This window comes from Amycolatopsis alkalitolerans (assembly GCF_006152065.1).
Lineage (GTDB): Bacteria > Actinomycetota > Actinomycetes > Mycobacteriales > Pseudonocardiaceae > Amycolatopsis_E > Amycolatopsis_E alkalitolerans.
Window position 1 is genome coordinate 278,506 of record NZ_VDFW01000002.1, and the last position, 21,785, is coordinate 300,290.

Below are 21,785 nucleotides of genomic sequence, written 5' to 3' on the forward strand. Positions count from 1 at the left end.
AATCGTACTGCTCATCCAGTGGCTATTTTTCGAGGGAAGACGACTATGGGGCCGGTGCAGACACTGCACGAATTCGTAATGAACCTCCTGAGCGACAACCAGGCTCTGGCGGGCTTCGACACCAACCCGCAGGCGATGCTGAACGCCGCCGGGCTGCCTGACGTCACCCCGGCGGACGTGCACGAGATCATTCCGCTCGTCATGGACACCGCGCCCGCCTCCGTGGCGGCACCGCTGAGCTCCTTCGCCGCCGGCGGCGACGTCGCGCCCACGTTGGACAACGCGGTGGCGACCGTCGGCGGCGCCGCGTCCCCGCTGCTGAGCGACGTCACCCACGTCGCCGCCGGCGCGCTGGGCAGCCTGCCGGACCTGAGCGGCGTGTTCGGCACGGCCAGCGATCTGGCGGGCGCGACCGGCGTGAACACCGTCGCGGACACCGCCCTCCACACCGCCTCGGGCATCGTGCACGAGGTCGCGGGCGCGGTCGGCGGCGTGCCGGTGGTCGGGCCGCTGGTGGACGCCGAAGACGTGGACCTGCAGAACACCGCTGCCGCAGTACACGAGCACGTGGCCGACGGCAAGCTCGTCGGTTCGGTGGTCGACGCGGCGACGAACCACCTCGGCGACGCCCAGTTGACGCATGCCGCGATCAACACCGTGAGCTCGCTGCCGGGTGTCGGCGGCCCGCTCGGCGACCTGGCCGGCCAGGTCCGGTTCGACGGCGGCGCGGCGCTCGGCATCGGCAACGAGACCCTCGGGTCCACGCCGGTCGGCGTGCCGAGCGGGCAGGCCCTCGCGAGTCAGTTCCTCGGCGGCGACTTCGGCCCGAACGGCGACCTGTCCAGCACGCTGGACCACGCCGCGGCCACCCTCCCCGCGGCGCCTGCCGTTCCGGCACTCCCGGCCGTGCCCGCCCTGCCGGCGGTCCCCGCGGTTCCCGCGGTGCACGCGCTCCCGGCCGTGCCGGCGGTTCCCGCCGTGCCCGCGGTGCCGAACCCGAGCGACGCCGTCAGCACGGTGACCGGCACCGCGAGCGGTCTCGCCGCGCACGCGCCTGTCGCGGGCCCCGTCGTGGACCACGCCCTGAGCTCGTTCGGTGGCTCCGGCGTCACCGACCTGCATCACGACGTGAGCGCGGTGCAGGATCACGTCAGCAGCATCGCTCCGCACACCGACGCGCTGGACCTGCACAGCGCGGAGACCCCGCTGCACGACCTCGGCCTCGGGCTCTGATCGTCGGCACCACGGGCCCGGACCTTCCCCGCGGAGGTCCGGGCCCGTCGCTGTTCAGCGCCAGCCGAGTTCCGGTGCCACGTAGGTGAGGATGTTCTCGAGCAGGTGGGCGTTGTAGTCGACCCCGAGCTGGTTCGGGATCGTCAGCAGCAGCGTGTCCGCGGCCTGGATGGCCTCGTCTTCCTTGAGCTGGGTGACCAGCACGTCGGGCTCGGCGGCGTAGGAACGTCCGAAGATCGCCCGCGTGGTTTCGTCGATCATGCCGATCTGGTCGTGCGAGTCGCCGTCGTGGCCGAAGTAGGCCCGGTCGGTGTCGGTGGTCAGGGCGAAAATGCTGCGGCTGACCGACACTCGCGGCTCTCGCGCGTGACCGGCCTTTCGCCACGCTTCGCGGTAGGCCTCGATCTGCTTGCGCTGCTGGACGTGCAGCGGCTCGCCGCCTTCGTCGTTCTTGAGCGTGGAGCTCTGCAGGTTCATGCCCAGTTTGGCGGCCCAGACACCGGTCGCGTTCGAACCGGAGCCCCACCAGATGCGCTCCCGCAGTCCTTCGGAGTACGGCTCGATCCGCAGCAGGCCCGGCGGGTTGGCGAACATCGGCCGCGGGTTCGGCCGCGCGAAGCCCTCGCCCTCGATCACCTTGAGGAAGACCTCGGTGTGCCGGCGGGCCATATCCGCGTCGGACTCACCGTCGGCCGGGGCGAAACCGAAGTAACGCCAGCCCTCGATGACCTGCTCGGGGGAGCCCCGGCTGATGCCGAGCTGGAGCCGGCCGCCGGAGATGAGGTCGGCGGCGCCCGCGTCCTCGGCCATGTACATCGGGTTCTCGTAGCGCATGTCGATCACGCCGGTGCCGATCTCGATCTTCGAGGTGCGCGCCCCGATCGCCGAAAGCAGCGGGAACGGGCTGGCCGCCTGGCGGGCGAAGTGGTGCACGCGGAAGTACGCGCCGTCGGCACCGAGCTCCTCGGCGGCGACCGCCAGATCGATCGACTGATGCAGGAAGTCGGCGCCGGACCGGGTCTGCGAGTGCGGGCTCGACGACCAGTGACCGAACGAGAGGAATCCGATCTTTTTCACGCCACCTCACAGCGCCCGGCGGCCGGGTTTGATTCCCGCGTGCCGCCACAGTGTGAGCAGGACGTGAGATCGCCAGCCGGCATTTCACCCTTGCCGGTGGCGGAAGGCACTTCAGCGTAGGCCACTCGCCACACCAGGCTCCTTCCGCGTCCGGCGTGCCTCAGTGCCTAGTGTCGTGTGATCCTGTCCGGTTTACGTTGCCGTGTTTGCCCGTAGGGTCGTTGGGTTTGTCCGCTGCGGTGTCGAGTTGGCTGGTCCGGTCGCTGACTGTGCCCCCGGCGACAGCGGCCGGCCAACTCGATAACGCCCCGAGCCAACTCTGCGACGCCAAGGGCCAACTCAGTAGCCTGGCAAACAAACACACCCGCGCGCAAAGACAACAAGATCACGAAACACTAGACGAGATCCTTCGGCACAGTATCGATCGTGGGTGGCGCGAAGGTGGCCGGTATCGGCCGGGGCGCGGTGTTCTACCCGCCGGACGCGCGGTCCACGGGCGTCAGCTGGGCACTCGTCGTCGGCCGGGACGGCGGCATCCTCGGCCCGCTCGTGGCCGGTGCCGCGCTCGGCGCCGGCTGGGCTGGGATGCACGCACAGCGTTCCTCATGCTCGCGGTCCCGGTGGTGGCTTCGGCGATCACGGTGCGCTACCTCGGCCGCCGGTCTCGCCGCACCGCGGTCACGCGGGCCGCGAGGCGAGCAATCGTCGGCGGGCTGAGGGGTACGTCAAGTCAGCCAGCCGCGCCTCCGCAGTTCGCCGAGGAACCGTTGGTAGGACTCGGCAAGCGCATCGGACTCACGCGGATCCGGGTCGATCACCGTCCCGCCCCGGGGCAGCCGGGCACTCGCTTCCGCCAGCCCACCCGGTGCGACCGCGGCCGCGGCCAGCAGCGCGGCACCGTAGGCTGTCTCCGCGTGCGGGGAGACGCGAAGGCTGAGCCCGGTGACGGTCGCCCGGATCCTCGTCCACAGTGGACTTCTACTGCCCCCGCCCGCGGCGAGCAGCGGGCCGCGCACCTCGATGCCGAGTGAATGCAGGTGCTCCAGCGCGAGCCGTTCGACGAAGGCGACCCCTTCCAGCCGTGCCCGGTGCAGTTCCCCTTCGCCGGCCGGGGTGCCGAGCACGAAACCACGCGCGTCGGGCGCGACGAAGGGGAAACGCTCGCCGGCCCGGGCCAGCGGGTAAGCCACGATCCGCGCCGGGCCCCGGCCGGCCAGCGCGTCAAGGGCCGCCAGATCCTCGCCGCGGAGGCCTTCCCCGCCGGTGTTGGACGCACCGCCCGGCAGCCACCAGCCCTCGGGATGCCGGTGGCTGTACATGGCGCCGCCCGGATCGGGTACGAGCCGCTCGGTCACTCCTTTGAGGACATAGGTGGTACCGAGGATTCCCGCGAACGTGCCCGGCAGCACCGCACCCGTGGCCAGTTGCCCGGCGCAGCCGTCGGTCATCCCCGCCACGACCAGACATCCCTTGGGCAGCCCGGCGACCGGCCGCTCGACCTCACCCAGCACCGATACGGGGGCGACGACCTCGGGCAGCCATCCACGCGGCACCCCCAGCGCGTCGAGCACCTCCCGCGCCCACTCGCCGGCCAGCGGGTCGTAACCGCTCTTCAAGGCGTGCGACCAGTCCGTCGCGACCGGCCCCCCGGTCAGCTTCGCGCAGATCAGGTCCGGGGTGTGCCGGACACCTGCCGCCTCCGGGAAGGCCGAGTGCAGCCACGAGATCCGGCCGAGTGCGGCGGTCGGTGACACCGACATGCCGAGTGCGTGCCACCGTTCCGCGCCGAGTTCGGCGGCTTTGGCGTTGTCCTGGGCGCCGCGCCGGTCGTCGTACATCAGCGCGGGGGACACCGGTTCCCCCACACCGTCGACCGCGACGACGGTGCCCGACGTGGCCGAAACCGCGACCGCCTCGACCGTCAGGCCCTCGCTCACCTCACGCACCGCGGATTCGACGGCGGGCCACCACGCCCGCGCGTCCTGTTCGCTGCGCCCGCCTTCGGCCCGCACCGGCCCGGGCAGCGACCGCGCCGCCCGAGCCAGGACTCGGCCGTCGTCGGCCACCGCGAAGGCGCGAACCCCCGCGGTGGCGACATCGATCCCGATGACGGTCAATGGACCACCGCCGAGACATCCTGCAGGTTGGCGTCCTTGGCAATCGCCCGCTCGGTGGCCTCCGGCAGCTTCAGGAACCGCACGATCACGGCCGCGACCAGGTACAGCGCGGCGAAGATGATCACCACTCCGGCCGCGCCGGCAGGGCCGAGGAACAGGCTTACGATCGCGGGCCCGACGAACGCCGCGGCACCGGCGCCCAGGTTGAGCAGCGCCATCGCGCCGCCCTTGTTCTCCGGGGCGAGCGAGGGCAGCAGCGCCGAGATCGGCACGAATCCCGCGAGCGTGGCACCGTAGAGCGCCCCGACGATCAGCGCGAGCCAGTAGTAGTTCGCGCCCATCGCGGTCGGGACGAAGTACAGCAGCAGGATCGAGATCGCGCAGCCGATCGCGCCGAACCAGAAGATCGTGGTGCGCCAGCCGATCCGGTCCGAGGCCAGGCCGAAGATCAGGTTGAAGAAGATGTTCGTGCCGTAGATGACCGATACCAGCAGCAGCCACCGTTCCTCGCCGAAGCCGATCTTGTCGGAGAAGATCGTCGGGAAGAACACCAGCATGCCGAACTCGGGGGCGGTGTTGATCACGCGGGCGATCATGCCGAGGCCCACCCGCGGCTTCTGCCACGCGATCGACACGCTGGAGACGAGGCTCTGCACGGGTTTCACCTCCGGCGGTGCCAGGCGCTGGTAACCGACGCGCTCCCGCACGCCCACTACGGCGATCAGGCCGCCGACTGCCAGGATGCCGACGGACAGCCACAACGTGCCGTAGTGGCCGAAGATCGGGTTGGTGATACTCGCGACGAGCGAGCCGAGCGTGGGCAGGCCGCCGGTGAACGCGAAGTAGAACCAGCCGACCGCGGCACCGAGCCGCGCGACCGGCGCGACCGCGGTGATCCAGACCAGGAAGCCGAACGCGAACATCGGGTACCCGAAGCCGCGGATGCCGTAGAAGATCAGCATCAGCGGATAGTTGTGGCCGCCCACCGCGAGCGCGAGGAACAGCACGTCGAAGACCACCCAGACGCCCAGCCCGACCAGCATCACCCGCCGAGGGCCCCACAGTTCCGACAATGCGCCCGACAGCCACGACGCGAGCATGACGGCGACGCCGTACACGGTGATCACATAGGACGCGTGGATCTCACTGCCCGCGCCGTTGCCGGCCATATACGGCGCGATGAAGCCGGACTCGACGCCGTCGCCGACCATGAACAGGAGCAGGCCGGCATATCCGAACAGCAGGGGCGCCGGAAGCCCCCACCTGTTGAGGAGCCCGGCGAATCCGCTGCCGGGCTCGGACAACCTCGATGTTGTCATCGCACTCATCACGCCTCCATGGGTGTCGATACCCGAAGTATCATGACCCATGTGAAGTTCACATGCAAGATGTGAATTGAGTCAGAGGGGCGCGACCTCCACCTCGGTCCGGCCGCGCAGCTCCTCGACCAGCACTTTCGGGGCCTTGTCGTCCACGATCAGCCGGTGGTACTCGGTGACGGGTGCGAGCCGGTGCAGCGCGGTGCGCGGCATCTTGCTGGAGTCCATCAGCAGGACCCGGGTCTGCGCGGCGGCCAGCATCGCTCGCTTGACCATCACGATCTCCGGTTCCTGGTGGTAGGTCATCTCGGCGTTCATCGCGGAGGTGGACACGAACACCACGTCGACGGTGATCCGCTCGATCGCCTCCAGGCACGGCATGCCGAGGAACGAGTCGTGCGTCGACGAGTAGTCGCCGCCGATGCAGATCAGCCGCACGTTCTCGATCTCCTTGAGCACGTCGATGGCCTGGAGGTAGTTGGTCGCGACGGTGAGCGGCGCGTACTGGGTCAGCAGCAGCCTCGCGAGCGCGAGCGCGGTCGTCGAGTCGTCGAGCATGACCGACATCCCCGGTTCGACGTGGTCGAGCGCCTTCCGCGCGATCGCCGCCTTCGCCTCGACATGGGCGTTGAGGCGGTACTCGGAGTTGCTCTCGAACACCGTCGAGGGCTGCGCCGTCACGCCGCCGCGGAACTTGCGCAGCAGCCCGCGCCGGGCCAGTTCGTCCAGGTCCCGGTGCACCGTCATCAGGCTCACGCCGGTCAGTTCGGCCAGTTCGGCGGCCGACGCGGATCCCCTGTCGACCACGTAGTCGGTGATGCGCTGCTGCCGGAGGCTCCGCGAGCGCGCGCTGCCTGACGAGTCGTTCATGGGCGCAAGGATCTCACTCCACGGGTGCATTGAGGCGCCGCAGGCTCGTGGTGTCGCCGTCGATCCAGATCTCGGTGATCGCCCCGTTGTCCAGGCGCGGGAACACCGTGCGGTAGGCGCCTACCGGGATGCCGAGCAGCCGGCACAGCGTCACCCGTAGCAGCGTGTTGTGCGCAACCACCAGCACAAGTCGCCCGTTCTCGCGTTCGGCGATACCGCGCAACGCGGCGGCTCCTCGCGCGGCGGCCTCGTCCGGTGGCTCGGCACCGGGAAAGGCTCCGGCGATGGGGTCGGCGCGGAAACGTTCGGCCAGGTCGGCGGGCAGTTCGCGGAGCAGCCGGCCCTCGGCGATGCCGAAGCCGGTCTCCCGCAGCGCGTCGACCGTCTCGATGGTCAGGTCCAGCGCCTTCGCCGACGGTTCGGCCGTGCGCCTGGCGCGGCTGAGCGGTGAACAGTACAGCGCGGTGGGGCGCTCGGGCCGGGCCGACAGGTAGTCGGCCAGCTGCTCGGCCTGGCGGAGACCGGATTCGGTCAGCTCCACGTCGCTGGTACCGGCGTAGCGGTTTTCGGCGTGCCATTCGGTCTCGCCGTGCCGGACCAGCAGAAGCCGGGTTCGCATCAATCCTCCCATGACAGATCTCGCGGTCTGTGTTAATTTAACACCAATGACGTGAAAGGGGAGTCTTCATGGGGTTTGCCGCGGTGGTGTTCGACCTCGACGGGGTGCTGGTGGAAAGTGAGCACCTCTGGGAGGAGAACTGGGCCGCCTACTCGGCGCGCCACGGCGTCGAGTGGACAACCGGGGACACCGCGACGGTACAGGGCATGAGTGCGCCGGAATGGGCCTCCTACCTGGCCCGTCGCAGCGGTACCCCGGAGACCCCCGAGCAGGTGGAACGCGCCGTGGTGGACGGGATGATCGCCTCGATCGAGGCGGGCGAGGCCCCGCTGCTGTCCGGCGCCAGGGCGATGGTGCGCGACGTGAGTGCCCGCGTGCCGGTCGCGCTCGCGTCGTCGGCGGCCCGGCGCGTCATCGACGCGGTGCTCGCCACCCACGGTCTCACCGGAGAGTTCACCGCGACGGTGTCCAGCGCCGAGGTGCCGCGCGGCAAACCGAGCCCGGACGTCTACGCGGAGGCGGCCGCGCGCCTGGGGTTCCGTGGCGAGCAATGTCTCGGCGTCGAGGACTCGAGTAACGGTATCCGCGCCGCCGCGGCGGCGGGGCTGACCGTGATCGCGCTGCCGAACCCGGCGTACCCGCCCAAGCCCGACGCGCTCGAACTCGCCGCGGAGGTCGCGGCGAGTAACGACGACGTCCGCAGGACGCTGCTCGCCTACCTCACCGGGGAGCTGGTGCGATCATGACCGTTCTTGGCGCAGCCGAGACGTTCAAACGCGACTGGCTGGACGGTTTCGTCACCGCCTACGGGCGCGAGGTCCGCAAGGTGCCGGAGGCGTACGGGGTGGTCGGCCGGCACGTACCGCGCCGGGGCAAGGTCGCCGTCGTCATCGGCGGTGGTTGCGGGCACTATCCGGCGTTCGCGGGACTCGTCGGCCCCGGCCTCGCGGACGGCGCCGTGGTGGGTGACGTGTTCACCAGTCCCAGCGCGGAGCAGGTCTACCGCACGGCACGCGCGGCCGACGGCGGGGCGGGTGTGCTGTTCGGCTACGGCAACTACCAGGGCGATGTGCTGCATTTCGGGCTCGCGGCGCGAAGGCTCGCCGCGGAGGGCATCGACAGCAGGACGATCCTGGTCACCGACGACATCGCGAGCGGGTCCGCGGACAAGCCCGAGGACCGCCGTGGCGTGGCGGGCGGCTTCCTGGTGTTCAAGGTCGCGGGTGCGGCCGCGGAACGGGGGGACGACCTCGACGGCGTATACGCGGCCGCGGTGAAGGCGAACGCGAACACGCGCACGTTCGGCGCGGCCTTCGGCGGGTGCACGCTGCCGGGCGCGGGTGGACCGCTGTTCACCGTCTCCGACGCCGAGATGGAGCTGGGGCTGGGCATCCACGGCGAGCCGGGAGTGCGGACGGTCGGCCGCCTCGGCGCCGCCGGCCTGGCCGACGAGTTGGTCGACGGCATCCTGCCGGAGCTGCCCGCCGGCGACGGCCGGGTCGCGGTAGTGCTCAACGGGCTGGGGCGCACGAAGTACGAGGAGATGTTCGTGGCCTACAAGCGGGTGCACGAACGTCTCGTCGCCGCCGGGCTCGATCCGGTGCACATCGAGGTGGGAGAGTTCGTCACCTCGCTGGACATGGCGGGCGTGTCCCTGTCGGTGATGGCGCTCGACGACGAGCTGGCGGAGCTGTACGGGGCACCGTGCTCCTCGCCGGCGTACCGCGGCGGCGGGCTGCGGCTGGAATCCGTGCCCTTGTCGTCCACAGTGGACGACACGCTGGCCAGGCCCGATGGCGACGGCAGGGAGGTCGCCGATCGGCTGCTCACCGCGGCCATGCGCACGATCGAGCAGAACGAGGCCGAGCTGGGCAGGCTCGACGCCGTGGCCGCCGACGGTGACCACGGGCTGGGCATGACGCGCGGTATGCGGGCGGCCGTGGCGGCGGCGCGGCTGGTCGACGGGCAGTCCATTGCGGACAGTCTGCTCGCGGCGGGCACAGCGTTCGCGGACGCGGCTGGTGGCGCCTCCGGCGCGCTGTACGGGGTGTTGTTCGCGGAGACCGGAGCGGGGCTGCGTGGGGAGATCACTGCGCACACGCTGGCGGGCGCGGTCGATGGAGCGGTCCGTGCCTTCGTGGAGCTGGGCAAGGCCAGGCCGGGGGACAAGACGATGCTCGACGCCATCGAGCCGTTTCGTGTCGCGCTGCGGGAGCACGCCGGTTCGGGCGTCGCCGAAGCGTGGCGCAAGGCCGCGCAGGAAGCCGTCGTGGCCGCACAGGCGACGGCGAACCTGGTGCCTGCCAAGGGCCGCGCGGCCCGGCTGGCGCAGCGAAGCCGGGGGCATGCCGACCCGGGAGCCACGTCGTTCGCGCTGATCGTCACGGCGATCGGCGAAGTGCTGGGAAGGGAAGACCGATGCGGGTAGTGGTGGCCGCCGACAACGCGGGTGTGCTGCTCAAGAACGAAGTTCGCGACCTGCTGAAGAACGACGAGCGGGTGTCCGAGGTGATCGACGTGGGTGTCGAGAGCCTCGACGACGACCGCGCGTATCCGGTGCTGGGGCTCGCGGCGGCGGAGAAGATCGCGAATGGCGAGGCGGACCGCGGGGTGCTGGTGTGCGGCACCGGGATCGGGGTGGCGATTTCGGCGAACAAGGTGCCCGGCGTGCGGGCCACGGTCGCGCACGACTCGTACTCGGCGGAGCGCTCGATCAGGTCGAACAACTGTCAGGTCATCACGTTCGGCGCGCGGGTGATCGGGCCCGAGCTGGCGAAGAAGATCGTCACCGAATGGCTCGGCTACGAGTTCGATCCGGCCTCGGCGAGCGCGGCGAAGGTCGCGCACATCACCGAATACGAAGAGGTCCACGCCGCGAGCTGAGCTCGTGAAACAGTGAGAGGACAATGACGTTGCTGGTACTCGCTGCGGGAGACGAGTTCGTCGGGACGGAGCTTCTGGTCGGCGCGGTCCGGGCCGAGGTCGCCGAAGCGGAGTTCGCCCGGCTGTCGTCGCGGTGGCCGGTCGAACCGTTCGGTCCGGTCGGCGGCGTACAGGAGGCGAGCGGCACCGAGGAGCAGGTGATCGAGGCGCTCGGCGGAGCCGAAGTCGCGGTCACCCAGATGGCGCCCTTCACCAAGACGGTATTCGCCGCGGCGCCGCGGCTGCGCATGGTGTCGGTTTCGCGCGGCGGGCCGGTGAACGTGGACCTCACGGCCGCGACGGAGGCCGGGGTCGCGGTCACCTTCGCGCCGGGCCGCAACGCCGCCGCGGCGGCCGAGTTCGCGGTCGGTCTGATCCTCGCGGCCATGCGCCGCATCCCGACCGCGTCCGCCGAACTGCTGGGCGGCCAATGGCGCGGTGACTACTACGCCTACGCGAACGCGGGTCTCGAACTCGAGGGCAGCACCGTCGGTCTGGTCGGCTACGGCGCGATCGGGTCCCGCGTGGCCAGGGTGCTGCTGGCCTTCGGTGCGCACGTGCTGGTGGCGGACCCGTTCGCCGATCCCGCCCGCATCGCCGCCGACGGCGCGGAGCTGGTCGAACTGGACGAGCTTCTGCGCCGGAGCCCGGTGGTCAGCCTCCATGCGAGGCTCACGGAGCAGACCCGCCATCTGGTCGACGCCGAGAAGCTCGCGCTGTTGCCCGAAGGCGCGGTGCTGGTCAACTCCGCGCGCGGGGGCCTGCTTGACTATGCCCCGCTCGCGGGCATGCTGCGCAGCGGCAGGCTCGGCGCGCTCGCGCTCGACGTGTACGACGTGGAGCCCCCGCCGGCCGACTGGGCCCTGCGCGATGCGCCGAACGTGATCGCCACCCCGCATCTCGCCGGCTGCAGCAGGCAGACGGCGGAGCGCGCGGCGCGTATCGTCGCGGCCGAGGTCGGCCGCTACGCCCGCGGAGAAAAGCTCCTCAACGTCGCGAATCCGGACGTGCTGCGATGATTCCCGGCCCGCGTTCGCGATCCGCGACTCGCCGTGAAGACAAGACCGTCAATGTTGCCGGATCGGAGTGCAGTAGTGATCATCGGCGTCGACATCGGGACATCACTGACGAAGGCCGTGGTCTTCGACGCGTCGGGGGTGTCCATCGCCCAGGCCAGCACCCCCTCGGAGATCCGCCAGGTGCCGGGCGGGCGGGTCGAACAGGATCTCGATCAGGTCGTCGGCACGGTGGCAACCGTGGTCCGCGAGGTCGCGGGCGCGATCGACGGGCCGGTGACCGCGCTCGCGCTGACCGGGCAGGGCGACGGCGTCTGGCTCCGTGACGAGGACGGCAACGCGGTCCGGCCAGCCATCTCCTGGCTCGACGGCCGCGCCAACGCACTGCTGGAGAAATGGCAGGCGGCCGGGGTCACGCGCGAGGTGTTCCGCCGCACGGGCTCCGGGATGTTCCCTGGCTGCGCCGCCACCATTCTGTCCTATCTGGACGAATGTGAGCCCGGTGTGCTCGACCGCGCCGCCGTCGCCGGGTACTGCGTGGATGCGGTCGTGCAGCGGCTGACCGGCGAGATCACGGTCGACGTGTCGGATGCCTCGCTGCCGTTCCTCGATCCCGCCACGCGCCGCTACGACGAGCAGGCGATCGCGGCTTGCGGGCTGTCGCACCGGCGTGGCCTGCTCGCCGAGCCTGCGGCACCGAACGCCGTGTTCCACCTCAACGCGTGCGGCGCCGATCTGCTCGGCCTGCCCGCGGGGCTGCCGGTCACGGCGGGCCCGTTCGACCTGCCCGCGAGTGCGATCGGTGCGGGGGTGCGCGACCCGGGCGACGGGATCCTGACCGCGGGCACCACGCTGGCCTGCCAGGTGCTCACGGACAATGCGGCCTTCGACGCCGAAGGCGAGCCGGCCGGCATGTTCCTGTCCACACCGAGAGCCGGCGAGTTCCTGCGCGCGATGCCCGCGATGGTCGGCACGGCGAGCATCGACTGGGCGTGCAAACTGGTGGGTATCGAGGTCGAGCAGGTCGGCGGGCTGCTCGCGTCGAGCCCACCCGGCGCGAACGGTGTGCGGGCGCTGCCGTTCCTGTCGGCGTCGGGGGAGCGCGCGCCGTTCGTAGACGCCGCCGCCCGGGCGCAGTTCTCGGGGCTGAGCCTGGAGCACGGGCGGGGTGACGTGGTGCGCGCGTTGTGCGAGTCGATCGCTTACGCCGCAAGGCACTGCTTCGAAGCGGCTGGATTGTCGGGCCGGTTGTACGCGTGTGGCGGCGGGATGCGCTCGGCCGAGTGGACCCAGATCTTCGCCGACGTGCTCGGTCACTCGATCGTGATCCCGAGCGATCCGGGAGTGGGGGCGCGGGGCGCCGTGCTGGTCGCGGCCGAATCACTCGGCACACCGTTCGATGTGGAGGCGTGGGCGAGCAATTCGCGTACGGTGGAGTTCGTGCCGGAGAACGTCGACCTGTACCAGCCGGGGTACGCCGACTACCAGGCTTCGCTTTCGGCGGCGAGGGGGTTGTGGCGGCTGTGATCCTGGCGGAAGAACGGGCCGCGGTCTGCGAGTACGCGCGGCGGCTGGCGGCGGACGGGCTCGTCGTCGGCACGTCCGGCAACATCTCGGTGCGCTCGGACGACCTCGTGGCGGTCACGCCGACGGGCGTCGACTACGCGAACATGCGCGGTGAGGACGTGCCGGTGGTGTCGCTCGAAGGGGCCATCGTGGAGGGTGCGCTGCGCCCGACGAGTGAGCTGCCGATGCACCTGAGCGTGTACGGCGAGGCCGCCGATCCCGACGGGGCACCGGTGAACGCGGTGGTGCACACGCATTCGGTGTACGCCACGGCAGTGTCCACTTTGGTCGATGAGGTCCCGCCCGTTCACTACATGCTGGCCGCGATCGGCCCCAGCGCGCGGGTCGCGAAGTACGCCACCTACGGCACGCTCGAACTCGCGGACGCGATGCTGGCCGCCCTCGACGGCCGCCGTGGTTGCCTGCTCGCCAACCACGGCACGATCGCGTACGGCGAAAGCCTTGCGGTGGCGTACAACCGGGTGCAGCAACTGGAATGGGTGTGCCAGGTGTGGCTCATCGCCCGGTCGGCCGGTGCGCCGGCCCTGCTGCCTGGGGACGAGATCCGGCACGTCATGGAGAAGTTGAAGGGGTACGGGCAGGCGAGGTAACGCGGATACCGCCAGCGGCGCTGGCGCCGACGTCCATCCGGTAGGGGTTGCGGGTGCAGCCTGAGGTGGGTTGCGGGTGGGTGGCTGCGAGGGGCCATCGGTGGGGGTTGAGGTGGGTTGCGGAAGGCGGCTGCGATGGGTCACCGGCGGTGGCTGAGTCGGATTGCGGGTGGGTGGCTGCGAGGGGTCAGCGGTGGTGGTCGAGGCGGGTCGCGGGCGGGTGGCTGCGACGGGTCACCGGTGGGGGTCGAGCCTGCGGGGGCGGCGAGATCGGGCTCGGTGATCCGGGTCGAGCCCCCGCAGCAGGTCTGGCCGCGCGACCAGCGCCGGGGTCGGCCAGACCCGACGGTTGTTGACCTTGGTGGCGCTGGTCAGCGGCGCGGTCCGCCAGCGCGGGTTCGCGTGGTAGCCGACCGCGGCCAGCCACAGCAGGGGTGCTCTGCGGGATTTCGCCCGCCCCGGCGCCGATCGGCACGCTGAACGTACAGTCGCCTTCGGCGTCGGGCACGCGGGTGGTGTCCGGGGTCGCGGAAGTTGAGCCGTCGGGTCCGGCTGTGGCGTCCGCGGGCCGCGTGCGGAACAGCCCGTATGTCGCGCCCGCGAGCGGTTCGATGGTCGTGGCGCTCGCGCGCTGGTTGCCGATGCGCACGCGCCAGTACCGGGCTCGGGGATCGCGGCCCGTGCGGGGGCCCGGGGATCAGTGCGTTGCGCCCCAGGCTCGATGGATCCGGATTGTGCGCATGAGCCGCTGTCCGCTCTCGTCGGGTCACGGTCATGTCGCGACCCGCATGTCGCGGACCCGGGCGCTTTCCGCGCCGGGCGCGGGCACCTTGCCCGCCCGCCCGTCGCGCAGCATCCTGGTGGGAGCGGCGACGGTGACGCGGAGGTGATCGGAATGGCGGGCGGGCCCACCCTGATCGGTTCGGTACAACGTGCGCTGCATCTGCTCGACGCGGTGGGCGCCAGCGAGCGGCCGGTCACCGCGAAGGCGCTCGCGCGAGCAGTCGGCCTCCCGCTGCCGACGACCTACCACCTCCTGCGCACCCTGGTGCACGAGGGTTACCTGTGCCGGCTCGACGACGGCTACGTACTGGGCGAGCAGGTCACGGGGCTGCGGCGGCGCAACGGCCGGCAGGCGCTGCTGCCGAGGATCCGCCCGGTACTGCGTGCGTTGCGGGACGAACTCCACGCCGCCGCCTACCTCTCGCTCTACTCGGGCGGCGAGATCCGGCTGATCGACGTCGTCGACGGCCCGGCCACCCCGTCGGTGGACCTGTGGGTGGGCGTGCACGAGGCCGCGCACGCCACCGCGTTCGGCAAATGCATCCTGTCCTGCCTGGACGCCGAGGGCCGGCGTGCCTATCTCGCGCAGGCCCGGCTCGCGGACCTCACGCCCAACACCATCACCGACGCCCGGGTCCTCGAACAGCGCCTCGCCGAAAGCGGCGACGTCTTCAACGACCGTGAGGAGTACCTGCTCGGCACGGCCTGCCTCGCGACACCGGTACGAGCGCCCGGCGTGATCGGCGCGATCGCGATCTCGCTGCCCGCGCGGCGGCTCCGCTCCGCTCAGCCGCTGTCACTCCGCCGGGCGTCTGCGCGGGTGTCGCGCACCTTTGCCATGACGCCCTGACCTGCGTGAACCCGCGCTTTATCACCATCTGAAATCCGCGGCGTTGTCCGCCGCCGCGGGCGCCGCGAAAGTGACTTCCACAGCCGCAGGGAGGTCAGATGGAACCGGAGCGCAGGCTCGAGGCGTACCGCACGATGGTCCTCATCCGCACCTACGAGGAGGCCATCCTCCGCGAGTACCACGCGGACAAGAAACCGGTCTTCGACATCGGCGCCGGGCTCGTCCCGGGGGAGATGCACCTGTCGGCGGGGCAGGAGCCCGTGGCCGCGGGCGTATGCGCCCATCTGACGACCGAGGACGCGGTCACCGCGACGCACCGGCCGCACCATTTCGCCATCGCGCACGGGGTGAACCTCGAGAAGATGACCGCCGAGATCTTCGGCCGGGCGACCGGTCTCGGCAGGGGCCGCGGTGGGCATATGCACCTGTTCGACCCGGAGACGCACTTCTCGTGCTCCGGCATCATCGCCGAGGGCTACCCGCCCGCCCTGGGGCAGGCGCTGGCGTTCCAGCGGCGCGGCACCGACCGGGTCGCGGTCGCGGTCACCGGTGAAGGCGCCGCCAACCAGGGCGCCTTCCACGAGTCGCTCAACCTGGCGGCGCTGTGGCGGCTGCCCGTCGTGTTCGTCGTCGAGGACAACGACTGGGGCATCTCGGTTCCGCGCAGCGCTTCGACCTCCGTCACCTCGAACGCGGTCAGGGCAGCCGGATACGGCATCCCGGGCGAACGGGTGAAGGACAACTCGGTGGAGGAGGTGCACCGGGCGGCGGGCCAGGCGGTCGCGCGGGCGCGCGCCGGTGAGGGACCGAGCCTCATCGAGGTGCACACGCTGCGCCTGTGGGGGCACTTCGAGGGCGACGCCCAGGGGTACCGGTCCGACTTGGACAGTGTGCCGAGCCGGGACCCGTTGCCCGCTTACGAACAGCAGTTGCGTGCCGACGGGATCCTCGACGATGCCCTGGTGTCGGGCATCTCCGCGGAGGCCGGTGAGCGCGTCGAGGCGGCGATCGCCTTCGCCAAGCAGAGCCCGGAACCGGATCCGGCCACCGCTGCCGACTTCGTCTTCGCCTCCGCCTGACCCACCATCGACGAGGAGATGCAGTAATGACGCTCACCGACGCGGCCACCCCGGTACGCCGGAAGCTCAGCACCGCGAAGGCGATGGTCGAGGCCATCGCCCAGGAGATGGAGCGCGACGAGAACGTCTTCGTCCTCGGCGAGGACGTCGGCGCCTACGGCGGCATCTTCAGCTCCACCACGGGGCTGCTCGAGAGGTTCGGGCCGAAGCGCGTGATCGACACCCCCATCTCGGAGACCGCGTTCATCGGCACCGCGATCGGGGCCGCGGTCGAGGGACTGCGCCCGATCGCCGAGTTGATGTTCGTGGACTTCTTCGGCGTGTGCATGGACCAGATCTACAACCATATGGCGAAGATCCACTACGAGTCCGGCGGCAACGTCAAGGTGCCGATGGTGCTGACCTCGGCCGTGGGCGGCGGGTACTCCGACGGCGCCCAGCATTCCCAGTGCCTGTGGGGCACCTTCGCGCATCTGCCCGGGATGAAGGTGGTCGTGCCGAGCAACCCGGCCGACGCCAAGGGCCTGATGACCGCCGCGATCCGCGACGACAACCCCGTGGTCTACCTGTTCCACAAGGGAGTCATGGGCCTGCCGTGGATGGTCAAGAACCCCCGGTCCATCGCACCGGTGCCGGAAGGGGACTACGAGGTGCCGATCGGGAAGGCGGCCGTCGCGCGGCCCGGCACCGACGTCACCGTGGTCACCCTGTCCCTGTCGGTGCATCACGCGCTCGACGTGGCCGAAGAGCTTGCCCCGCAAGGAATCGAGTGCGAGGTCGTGGACCTGCGCAGCCTCGTCCCGCTCGACACGGACACGATCGTGGAGTCCGTCGCCCGCACCGGCCGGCTGCTCGTGGTGGACGAGGACTACCTCTCGTTCGGGGTCTCCGGCGAGGTCATCGCCCGCGTCGCCGAGCGCGACCCCAGCCTGCTCCGCGCGCCCGCGGCGCGGGTCGCGGTACCCGACGTGCCCATCCCGTACGCCCGCCCGCTGGAGTACGCGGTCCTGCCGACCGCGGACCGCATCCGCCGGGCCGTCCTCGGCCTGGTGAACGCATGACGGAGATCGCCTTCCCCGTCCTCTCCGAGACCGACCCCGATGCCGAAGGCGTGCTCGCGACCTGGTTCTTCGGCGACGGCGACAGCGTGGCCGAAGGCGATCTGATCGCCGAGGTCGCGGTCGACAAGGTCGACATGGAGATACCCGCCCCGGCCCCGGGGGTGCTGCGCCTGCTGGTCAAGGAGGGAGACGTCGTCAAGCAGGGCGCCGTGATCGCCCGGATCGAGTGAACGCCGGGTGCTCGTCAGGAACGCTTACCCTGCCCGAGCACGATCATCGCGATGCCGATGATCACCACGACGCCGATCGAGAGCGCGCCGATGCCTCCGGTGGCGACGGTGAACAGGACGCTCGCGGCGAGTAGGGCGACCCAGGTGAACGCGGCGGCCGAGTGACCGCGACGCGGGCCGGTGCTGGTTTGCCGAGGGGCGGTCATGACGCCCTCCTCTGGTCGGAATCTCCGGTACAACTCGGCATACTCCGGCACCTCCTGGCGGCTCGCGACGGCCGTTGGTCAGCGTTCCGGGTGCCACTGGTCATGTGCCTGGCACTGCCGTTCCCAGGAACGCGGGGTACTGGCTGGTGCCCGCGGTCGCGCGGACGATCGAGGACGGGAAGGCAGCCACCGGAAGGGAACCCGTCATGAGCAAGCTCGCACTCGTCACCGGCGCCACGTCGGGCATCGGCAAAGCGTTCGCCGGGCGGCTGGCGGCCGGCGGCTACGACCTCGTCGTCGTGGGCCGCGACGAGGACCGGCTCAAGGACCTGGTCGGCGCGCACCCGCGGGTTTCGGTTCGTCCCGTCGCCGCGGACCTGGCCACCGAGGCCGGTATCGGCGCCGTCGCGGACATCGCCGCGGCCGAACCGCTGGACCTGCTGGTCAACAACGCCGGGGTCGCCCACTACATGCCGCTCGCCGACCTGCCCGCGGACAAGGCGCGCGAACTGGTGCACGTCAAGGTCGTCGCCCCGACAATGCTCACGCGGGCCGTGGTGGGCGGTATGCAGGAGCGTGGTGCGGGCGTCATCATCAACGTCGCCGGGATGATCGCGTTCTCCGGACCCGCCCCGAGTTCGGTGATGCCGCGCCGCGCCGTCTACGCCGGTGCCCTCGCGAATCTGGTCGCCATGTCCCAGGCACTGGCCGCGGAACTGGAAGGCACCGGCGTGCGGGTCCAGGCCCTCGTGCCGGGTGTGGTCGCCACCGAATTCCACTCGCGTCAGGGCATGGATCTCAGCGCCGTGCCGCGGATGAGCGCCGAGGACGTGGTCACCGCGAGCCTGCGGGGGCTGGAGCTCGGGGAGGTCGTCGTCGCCCCGGGCGTGGACGACGCGAGCCTCCTCGACGCGGTCTTCGACGCGGACCTGGCGGCGTTCGGCGCCCAGCGCCCCGAACTCGCCGCCCGGTACCGCGGCTGACCGGCGCGGCTTACCGGGCCCGCACCCATTCCCGGTGCGATCCGTCCGGGGTCAGATGGTCCCGCTCGCCGGGCTGATGATGGATCGGCACGAACGTGCGGCTGCCGGCCTCGCCGAATTCCCCGAGGGCGCTCAGCGTCGCGGACTCGGTCCACTTCGCGGCCTGGTCCGGCGAATCCCAGTGCGTCAGCAGGAGGTACCGGGCCGGTGCGAGCTCCGGTGCCTCCTGCAGCGGGCCCACGAACTGGTACGGCTGCGGCTCGAACCGGCCGATCAGCGTTTCGAAGGGGCGCGGGCTGTAGGAAGGCAGCGCTTCGTCCACTATGGCCAGTGCTGAGGCCAGCTCGGCCTCCGCCAGGGGCTGCGGGCGGCCCAGCGACGTTTCCACGAGGACCCGGCCGGTCACCGCCTCGCCCTCCTCCGGAAGGCGCCATTTGCGGATGTAGTACGAATCGAACCAGGTCTCGTGTGCCTTGTCCTGCACCGTGCGGTGCTTCCGGCTGTGGTGCCAGTCGTCCATGTCCGCGGGGGTCGCGAAGATCCCGCCGAAGTACAGCCAGGACGAGTTCGCGATCGGACCGCCGAGCACGCCCCGGAAACCGGGAGCGGCGGCGGCGATCGGCCCGAACCGGTCCTGGGCGGGCCAGAACTCGCCCTCCACACCGGGAGCGAGCGTGAAGCAGGCCTCCATCATGGTCAGTGTCTGAGGTATCCGGGCCGGTGCTGACATGGCGCACCCCTCTCCTGGATGTTCCGGGGCTCGAAGCGTATCGCGTTCATGTGACGACCGTCAACACAAAGGAATGGGCGACCACGTCCCAGGCACGGGCGCGTTACTGGCCGCGCCTTCTTGTCCGAACATATCGACGGTTGTTAGATTGTTCAGGTGAGTGACGACCGGTGTGAACTGCTGTGCCTCGACCTCGACCGTGCCGAGGCGTTGCGGGTGGCGCTGCCCCAAGGCGATCTGGTGGCGCGGCGCGCGGAGCGCCTGCGGGCGCTCGGTGACCCGACGCGGTTGCGGATCGCGCACGCTCTGCATGTGGGGGACGAGCTGTGCGTGTGCGATCTGGCCTGGATCGTCGGCTCCTCGCAGGGGCTGGTGTCGCACCATCTGCGGCAGCTGCGCTCGGCCGGGCTGGTCGCTTCGCGCCGGGACGGGAAGCTGGTCATGTACCGGCTCAACGCCGCCGGTCACCGGTTGCTGACCACGATCACCGAGCCCGCGACGGAGGTGGACCCGGTATGAGCGACGCCTGCTGCGGCACGGGCGAGAAGCCCGAAGAGACGGCGGAAAGCCAAGCGCCGCAACAGATCTGGCAGGTACGGGAGATCCGGTTCGCCGGCGTGGCCGGGGTGTTCCTGCTCGCCGGGTTCGTGGCGTTGTGGCTCGGTTCGCGGCCCGCGGGTACCGGGCTGCACCTGGCCGCCGCGGTGGCGGGCGGGTGGACGTTCGTGCCGGGCACGGTGCGGGCGTTGTGGCGGCGCCGGATCGGCGTCGGCACCTTGATGACGATCGCACTGTTCGGTTCGTCACTGCTGGGACAGTTCGCCGAGGCGGCGATGCTGGCGTTCCTGTTCTCCATCAGTGAGGCGCTGGAGGACTATTCGCTGTCGCGGACCCGCCGCGGGCTGCGGGCGCTGCTGGCGCTGGTGCCGGAGAAGGTCACCCTGATGCGCGGCGGTGCCGAGGAGACGGTGGCGCCCGGGGAGCTGCGCGCCGGGGATCTCATGCTCGTGCGAGCGGGAGCGCGCGTCGCCAGTGACGGCGTGGTCCGTAGTGGACGGTCCAGTCTGGACAATTCGGCGATCACCGGCGAGTCCGTGCCGGTCGAGACCGGGCCCGGCGGCGAGGTGTTCGCCGGCGCGATCAACGGCACCGGGGTGCTCACCGTCGAGGCCACCGCCACGGTCGCGGACAACTCGCTCGCCAAGGTCGTGCGCGTGGTGGAGGAGGCGCAGCAGCGCAAGGGCGCGCGCCAGCGGCTCGCCGACCGGATCGCGCGGCCGCTGGTGCCGGCGGTGATGGTGCTGGCCGTGCTGATCGGTGGCGTGGGGGCGCTGCTCGGCGATCCGGCGACGTGGCTCGAGCGGGCGCTGGTCGTGCTGGTCGCCGCCGCGCCCTGCGCGCTGGCGATCTCGGTGCCGGTGACCGTGATCGCCGCGGTCGGCGCGGCCGGCAGGCTCGGCGTGCTGGTCAAGGGCGGCGCCGCGCTGGAGACCCTCGGCGCCGTGCGCACGGTCGCGCTGGACAAGACCGGCACGCTGACCCGCAATGCCCCGGCTGTCACCGAGATCGTCCCCGCCGGCGATGGCGGCGCCGCGCGGGTGCTCGCGGTCGCCGCGGCGCTCGAGGCGCGCAGTGAGCACCCGCTCGCGGCGGCGATTCTGGCCGCCGCGCCCGAACCCGTCCCGGCCGGCTCGGTGGCGGTGGTGCCAGGCGCGGGCTTGGCGGGTGTTGTCGAGGGCACGCCGGCGCGGCTGGGGAAGCCCGGCTGGATCGACCCGGGCCCGCTGGCCGCCGATGTCGTGCGGTTGCAGGAAAGCGGCACGACGGTCGCGGTCGTCGAACACGGTGGCGTGGTGCTGGGACTGGTCGGCGTCCGTGACGAGTTGCGTCCCGAAGCGGCCGAGACGGTCACCGAACTGCGCGGCGCCGGGATGACCGTGGCGATGCTGACCGGTGACAACGCGCGCACCGCCGGGGCGCTCGCCGCGCGGGCCGGGATCGGTGACGTGCACGCCGAGCTCACCCCGGCCGGCAAGGCCGGTGCCGTCCGCCGGTTGCAGGACGGCGGGCGGGTGGCGATGATCGGTGACGGGGTCAACGACGCCCCCGCCCTGGCCACCGCCGACATCGGCATCGCGATGGGCGCCATGGGCAGCGACGTGGCGATCGAGACCGCCGACGTCGCCTTCATGGGCAGCGACCTGCGTCATCTGCCCCAAGCCCTGCGGCACGCCCGCCGCGCCCGGGTGATCATGCTGCAGAACATCGGGCTCTCCGCCGCGATCGTGCTCACCCTCGTCCCGCTGGCGGCGCTCGGGGTGCTCGGGCTGGCCACGGTCGTGTTCATCCACGAACTCGCCGAGGTCTTCGTCATCGGCAACGGCGTCCGCGCCGGGCGACTACGCCCACTGCGCGGCGTGGCCGGCCCGGAACCCGTTCCCCCGCAACGTGTATCGCTCGCCGCGTCCGTGCGCGTGCCGAGCACGCCGGAGCGGTCCGGCCGGTAGCCGCCG

Annotated in this window: 22 protein-coding genes; 15 read left to right on the plus strand and 7 right to left on the minus strand. The window is 71.1% G+C overall.

The annotated features are described in order from the left end of the window. Positions 1-45 precede the first annotated feature (45 nt). Positions 46-1,233 carry an IniB N-terminal domain-containing protein gene (locus FG385_RS33765; RefSeq protein ID WP_268815897.1) on the plus strand — a complete coding sequence of 396 codons (1,188 nt, stop codon included), beginning with the start codon at positions 46-48 and terminating at the stop codon, positions 1,231-1,233. A 54-nt stretch (positions 1,234-1,287) separates the two neighbouring features. Here the strand turns inward: FG385_RS33765 and FG385_RS03405 are convergent, their stop codons facing one another. Then, positions 1,288-2,310, minus strand: coding sequence for an LLM class flavin-dependent oxidoreductase (locus tag FG385_RS03405; protein ID WP_139095090.1), 1,023 nt, complete (start codon positions 2,308-2,310; stop codon positions 1,288-1,290). 426 nt (positions 2,311-2,736) lie between these two features. On the opposite strand from FG385_RS03405, the gene FG385_RS03410 reads away from it, so the two are divergent. After that, positions 2,737-3,027, plus strand: a complete 291-nt coding sequence (locus tag FG385_RS03410; RefSeq protein ID WP_139095091.1) for an aromatic acid/H+ symport family MFS transporter — start codon at positions 2,737-2,739, stop codon at positions 3,025-3,027. An 8-nt stretch (positions 3,028-3,035) separates the two neighbouring features. Here FG385_RS03410 and FG385_RS03415 read toward each other — a convergent pair whose 3' ends face one another. The 4 genes from FG385_RS03415 to FG385_RS03430 all read right to left on the minus strand — a co-directional run bounded on the left by FG385_RS03415 (position 3,036) and on the right by FG385_RS03430 (position 7,235). Further along, the gene (locus FG385_RS03415; RefSeq protein ID WP_139095092.1) at positions 3,036-4,427 is read right to left on the minus strand and encodes an FGGY-family carbohydrate kinase; all 1,392 of its coding nucleotides are present in this window, start codon (positions 4,425-4,427) and stop codon (positions 3,036-3,038) included. Further along, positions 4,424-5,755, minus strand: coding sequence for an MFS transporter (locus tag FG385_RS03420; RefSeq protein ID WP_139095093.1), 1,332 nt, complete (start codon positions 5,753-5,755; stop codon positions 4,424-4,426). The genes FG385_RS03415 and FG385_RS03420 overlap by 4 nt, the downstream gene beginning before the upstream one ends. Before the next feature lie 72 nt (positions 5,756-5,827). Further along, positions 5,828-6,616, minus strand: coding sequence for a DeoR/GlpR family DNA-binding transcription regulator (locus tag FG385_RS03425; protein ID WP_139095094.1), 789 nt, complete (start codon positions 6,614-6,616; stop codon positions 5,828-5,830). 13 nt (positions 6,617-6,629) lie between these two features. Continuing rightward, the gene (locus FG385_RS03430; protein ID WP_139095095.1) at positions 6,630-7,235 is read right to left on the minus strand and encodes a histidine phosphatase family protein; all 606 of its coding nucleotides are present in this window, start codon (positions 7,233-7,235) and stop codon (positions 6,630-6,632) included. A gap of 68 nt (positions 7,236-7,303) precedes the next feature. Here FG385_RS03430 and FG385_RS03435 point away from each other — a divergent pair, with 68 nt between their 5' ends. The 10 genes from FG385_RS03435 to FG385_RS03480 all read left to right on the plus strand — a co-directional run bounded on the left by FG385_RS03435 (position 7,304) and on the right by FG385_RS03480 (position 17,353). Next, complete coding sequence (locus FG385_RS03435; protein WP_139095096.1) at positions 7,304-7,981, plus strand: HAD family hydrolase; 678 nt, start codon at positions 7,304-7,306, stop codon at positions 7,979-7,981. After that, complete coding sequence (locus FG385_RS03440) at positions 7,978-9,663, plus strand: dihydroxyacetone kinase family protein (protein WP_139095097.1); 1,686 nt, start codon at positions 7,978-7,980, stop codon at positions 9,661-9,663. Before FG385_RS03435 ends, FG385_RS03440 begins: the two co-directional genes overlap by 4 nt. Then, positions 9,654-10,118: a ribose-5-phosphate isomerase gene (locus FG385_RS03445; protein WP_139095098.1), complete on the plus strand. Its 465-nt coding sequence runs from the start codon at positions 9,654-9,656 to the stop codon at positions 10,116-10,118. Before FG385_RS03440 ends, FG385_RS03445 begins: the two co-directional genes overlap by 10 nt. Positions 10,119-10,147: 29 nt before the next feature. Further along, positions 10,148-11,176: a 2-hydroxyacid dehydrogenase gene (locus FG385_RS03450; RefSeq protein WP_139095211.1), complete on the plus strand. Its 1,029-nt coding sequence runs from the start codon at positions 10,148-10,150 to the stop codon at positions 11,174-11,176. Positions 11,177-11,251: 75 nt separating this feature from the next. Then, positions 11,252-12,700, plus strand: coding sequence for an FGGY-family carbohydrate kinase (locus tag FG385_RS03455; protein WP_200834275.1), 1,449 nt, complete (start codon positions 11,252-11,254; stop codon positions 12,698-12,700). Next, entirely contained in the window at positions 12,697-13,350 is a 654-nt protein-coding gene (locus tag FG385_RS03460) for a class II aldolase/adducin family protein (RefSeq protein WP_139095212.1), read from the plus strand. Before FG385_RS03455 ends, FG385_RS03460 begins: the two co-directional genes overlap by 4 nt. Before the next feature lie 895 nt (positions 13,351-14,245). Next, the gene (locus FG385_RS03465) at positions 14,246-14,983 is read left to right on the plus strand and encodes an IclR family transcriptional regulator (RefSeq protein ID WP_139095100.1); all 738 of its coding nucleotides are present in this window, start codon (positions 14,246-14,248) and stop codon (positions 14,981-14,983) included. Between the two features lie 98 nt (positions 14,984-15,081). Next, on the plus strand, positions 15,082-16,062 hold the full coding sequence (locus FG385_RS03470; RefSeq protein ID WP_139095101.1) for a thiamine pyrophosphate-dependent dehydrogenase E1 component subunit alpha: 981 nt from the start codon (positions 15,082-15,084) through the stop codon (positions 16,060-16,062). A gap of 26 nt (positions 16,063-16,088) precedes the next feature. Next, positions 16,089-17,123: an alpha-ketoacid dehydrogenase subunit beta gene (locus FG385_RS03475; protein ID WP_139095102.1), complete on the plus strand. Its 1,035-nt coding sequence runs from the start codon at positions 16,089-16,091 to the stop codon at positions 17,121-17,123. After that, entirely contained in the window at positions 17,120-17,353 is a 234-nt protein-coding gene (locus FG385_RS03480) for a biotin/lipoyl-containing protein (protein ID WP_139095103.1), read from the plus strand. Before FG385_RS03475 ends, FG385_RS03480 begins: the two co-directional genes overlap by 4 nt. 14 nt (positions 17,354-17,367) lie before the next feature. Here FG385_RS03480 and FG385_RS03485 read toward each other — a convergent pair whose 3' ends face one another. Continuing rightward, complete coding sequence (locus FG385_RS03485; protein WP_139095104.1) at positions 17,368-17,559, minus strand: hypothetical protein; 192 nt, start codon at positions 17,557-17,559, stop codon at positions 17,368-17,370. A gap of 206 nt (positions 17,560-17,765) precedes the next feature. On the opposite strand from FG385_RS03485, the gene FG385_RS03490 reads away from it, so the two are divergent. After that, on the plus strand, positions 17,766-18,542 hold the full coding sequence (locus tag FG385_RS03490) for an SDR family NAD(P)-dependent oxidoreductase (protein ID WP_139095105.1): 777 nt from the start codon (positions 17,766-17,768) through the stop codon (positions 18,540-18,542). 10 nt (positions 18,543-18,552) lie between these two features. On the opposite strand, the gene FG385_RS03495 is transcribed toward FG385_RS03490, so the two are convergent. Continuing rightward, positions 18,553-19,272, minus strand: coding sequence for a hypothetical protein (locus FG385_RS03495; RefSeq protein ID WP_139095106.1), 720 nt, complete (start codon positions 19,270-19,272; stop codon positions 18,553-18,555). 156 nt (positions 19,273-19,428) lie between these two features. Here FG385_RS03495 and FG385_RS03500 point away from each other — a divergent pair, with 156 nt between their 5' ends. Together FG385_RS03500 and FG385_RS03505 are read left to right on the plus strand one after the other, a co-directional pair. Beyond that, on the plus strand, positions 19,429-19,791 hold the full coding sequence (locus FG385_RS03500) for an ArsR/SmtB family transcription factor (protein WP_139095107.1): 363 nt from the start codon (positions 19,429-19,431) through the stop codon (positions 19,789-19,791). Continuing rightward, positions 19,788-21,779, plus strand: a complete 1,992-nt coding sequence (locus FG385_RS03505) for a heavy metal translocating P-type ATPase (protein WP_139095108.1) — start codon at positions 19,788-19,790, stop codon at positions 21,777-21,779. The genes FG385_RS03500 and FG385_RS03505 overlap by 4 nt, the downstream gene beginning before the upstream one ends. The last annotated feature ends 6 nt before the right edge of the window (positions 21,780-21,785 follow it).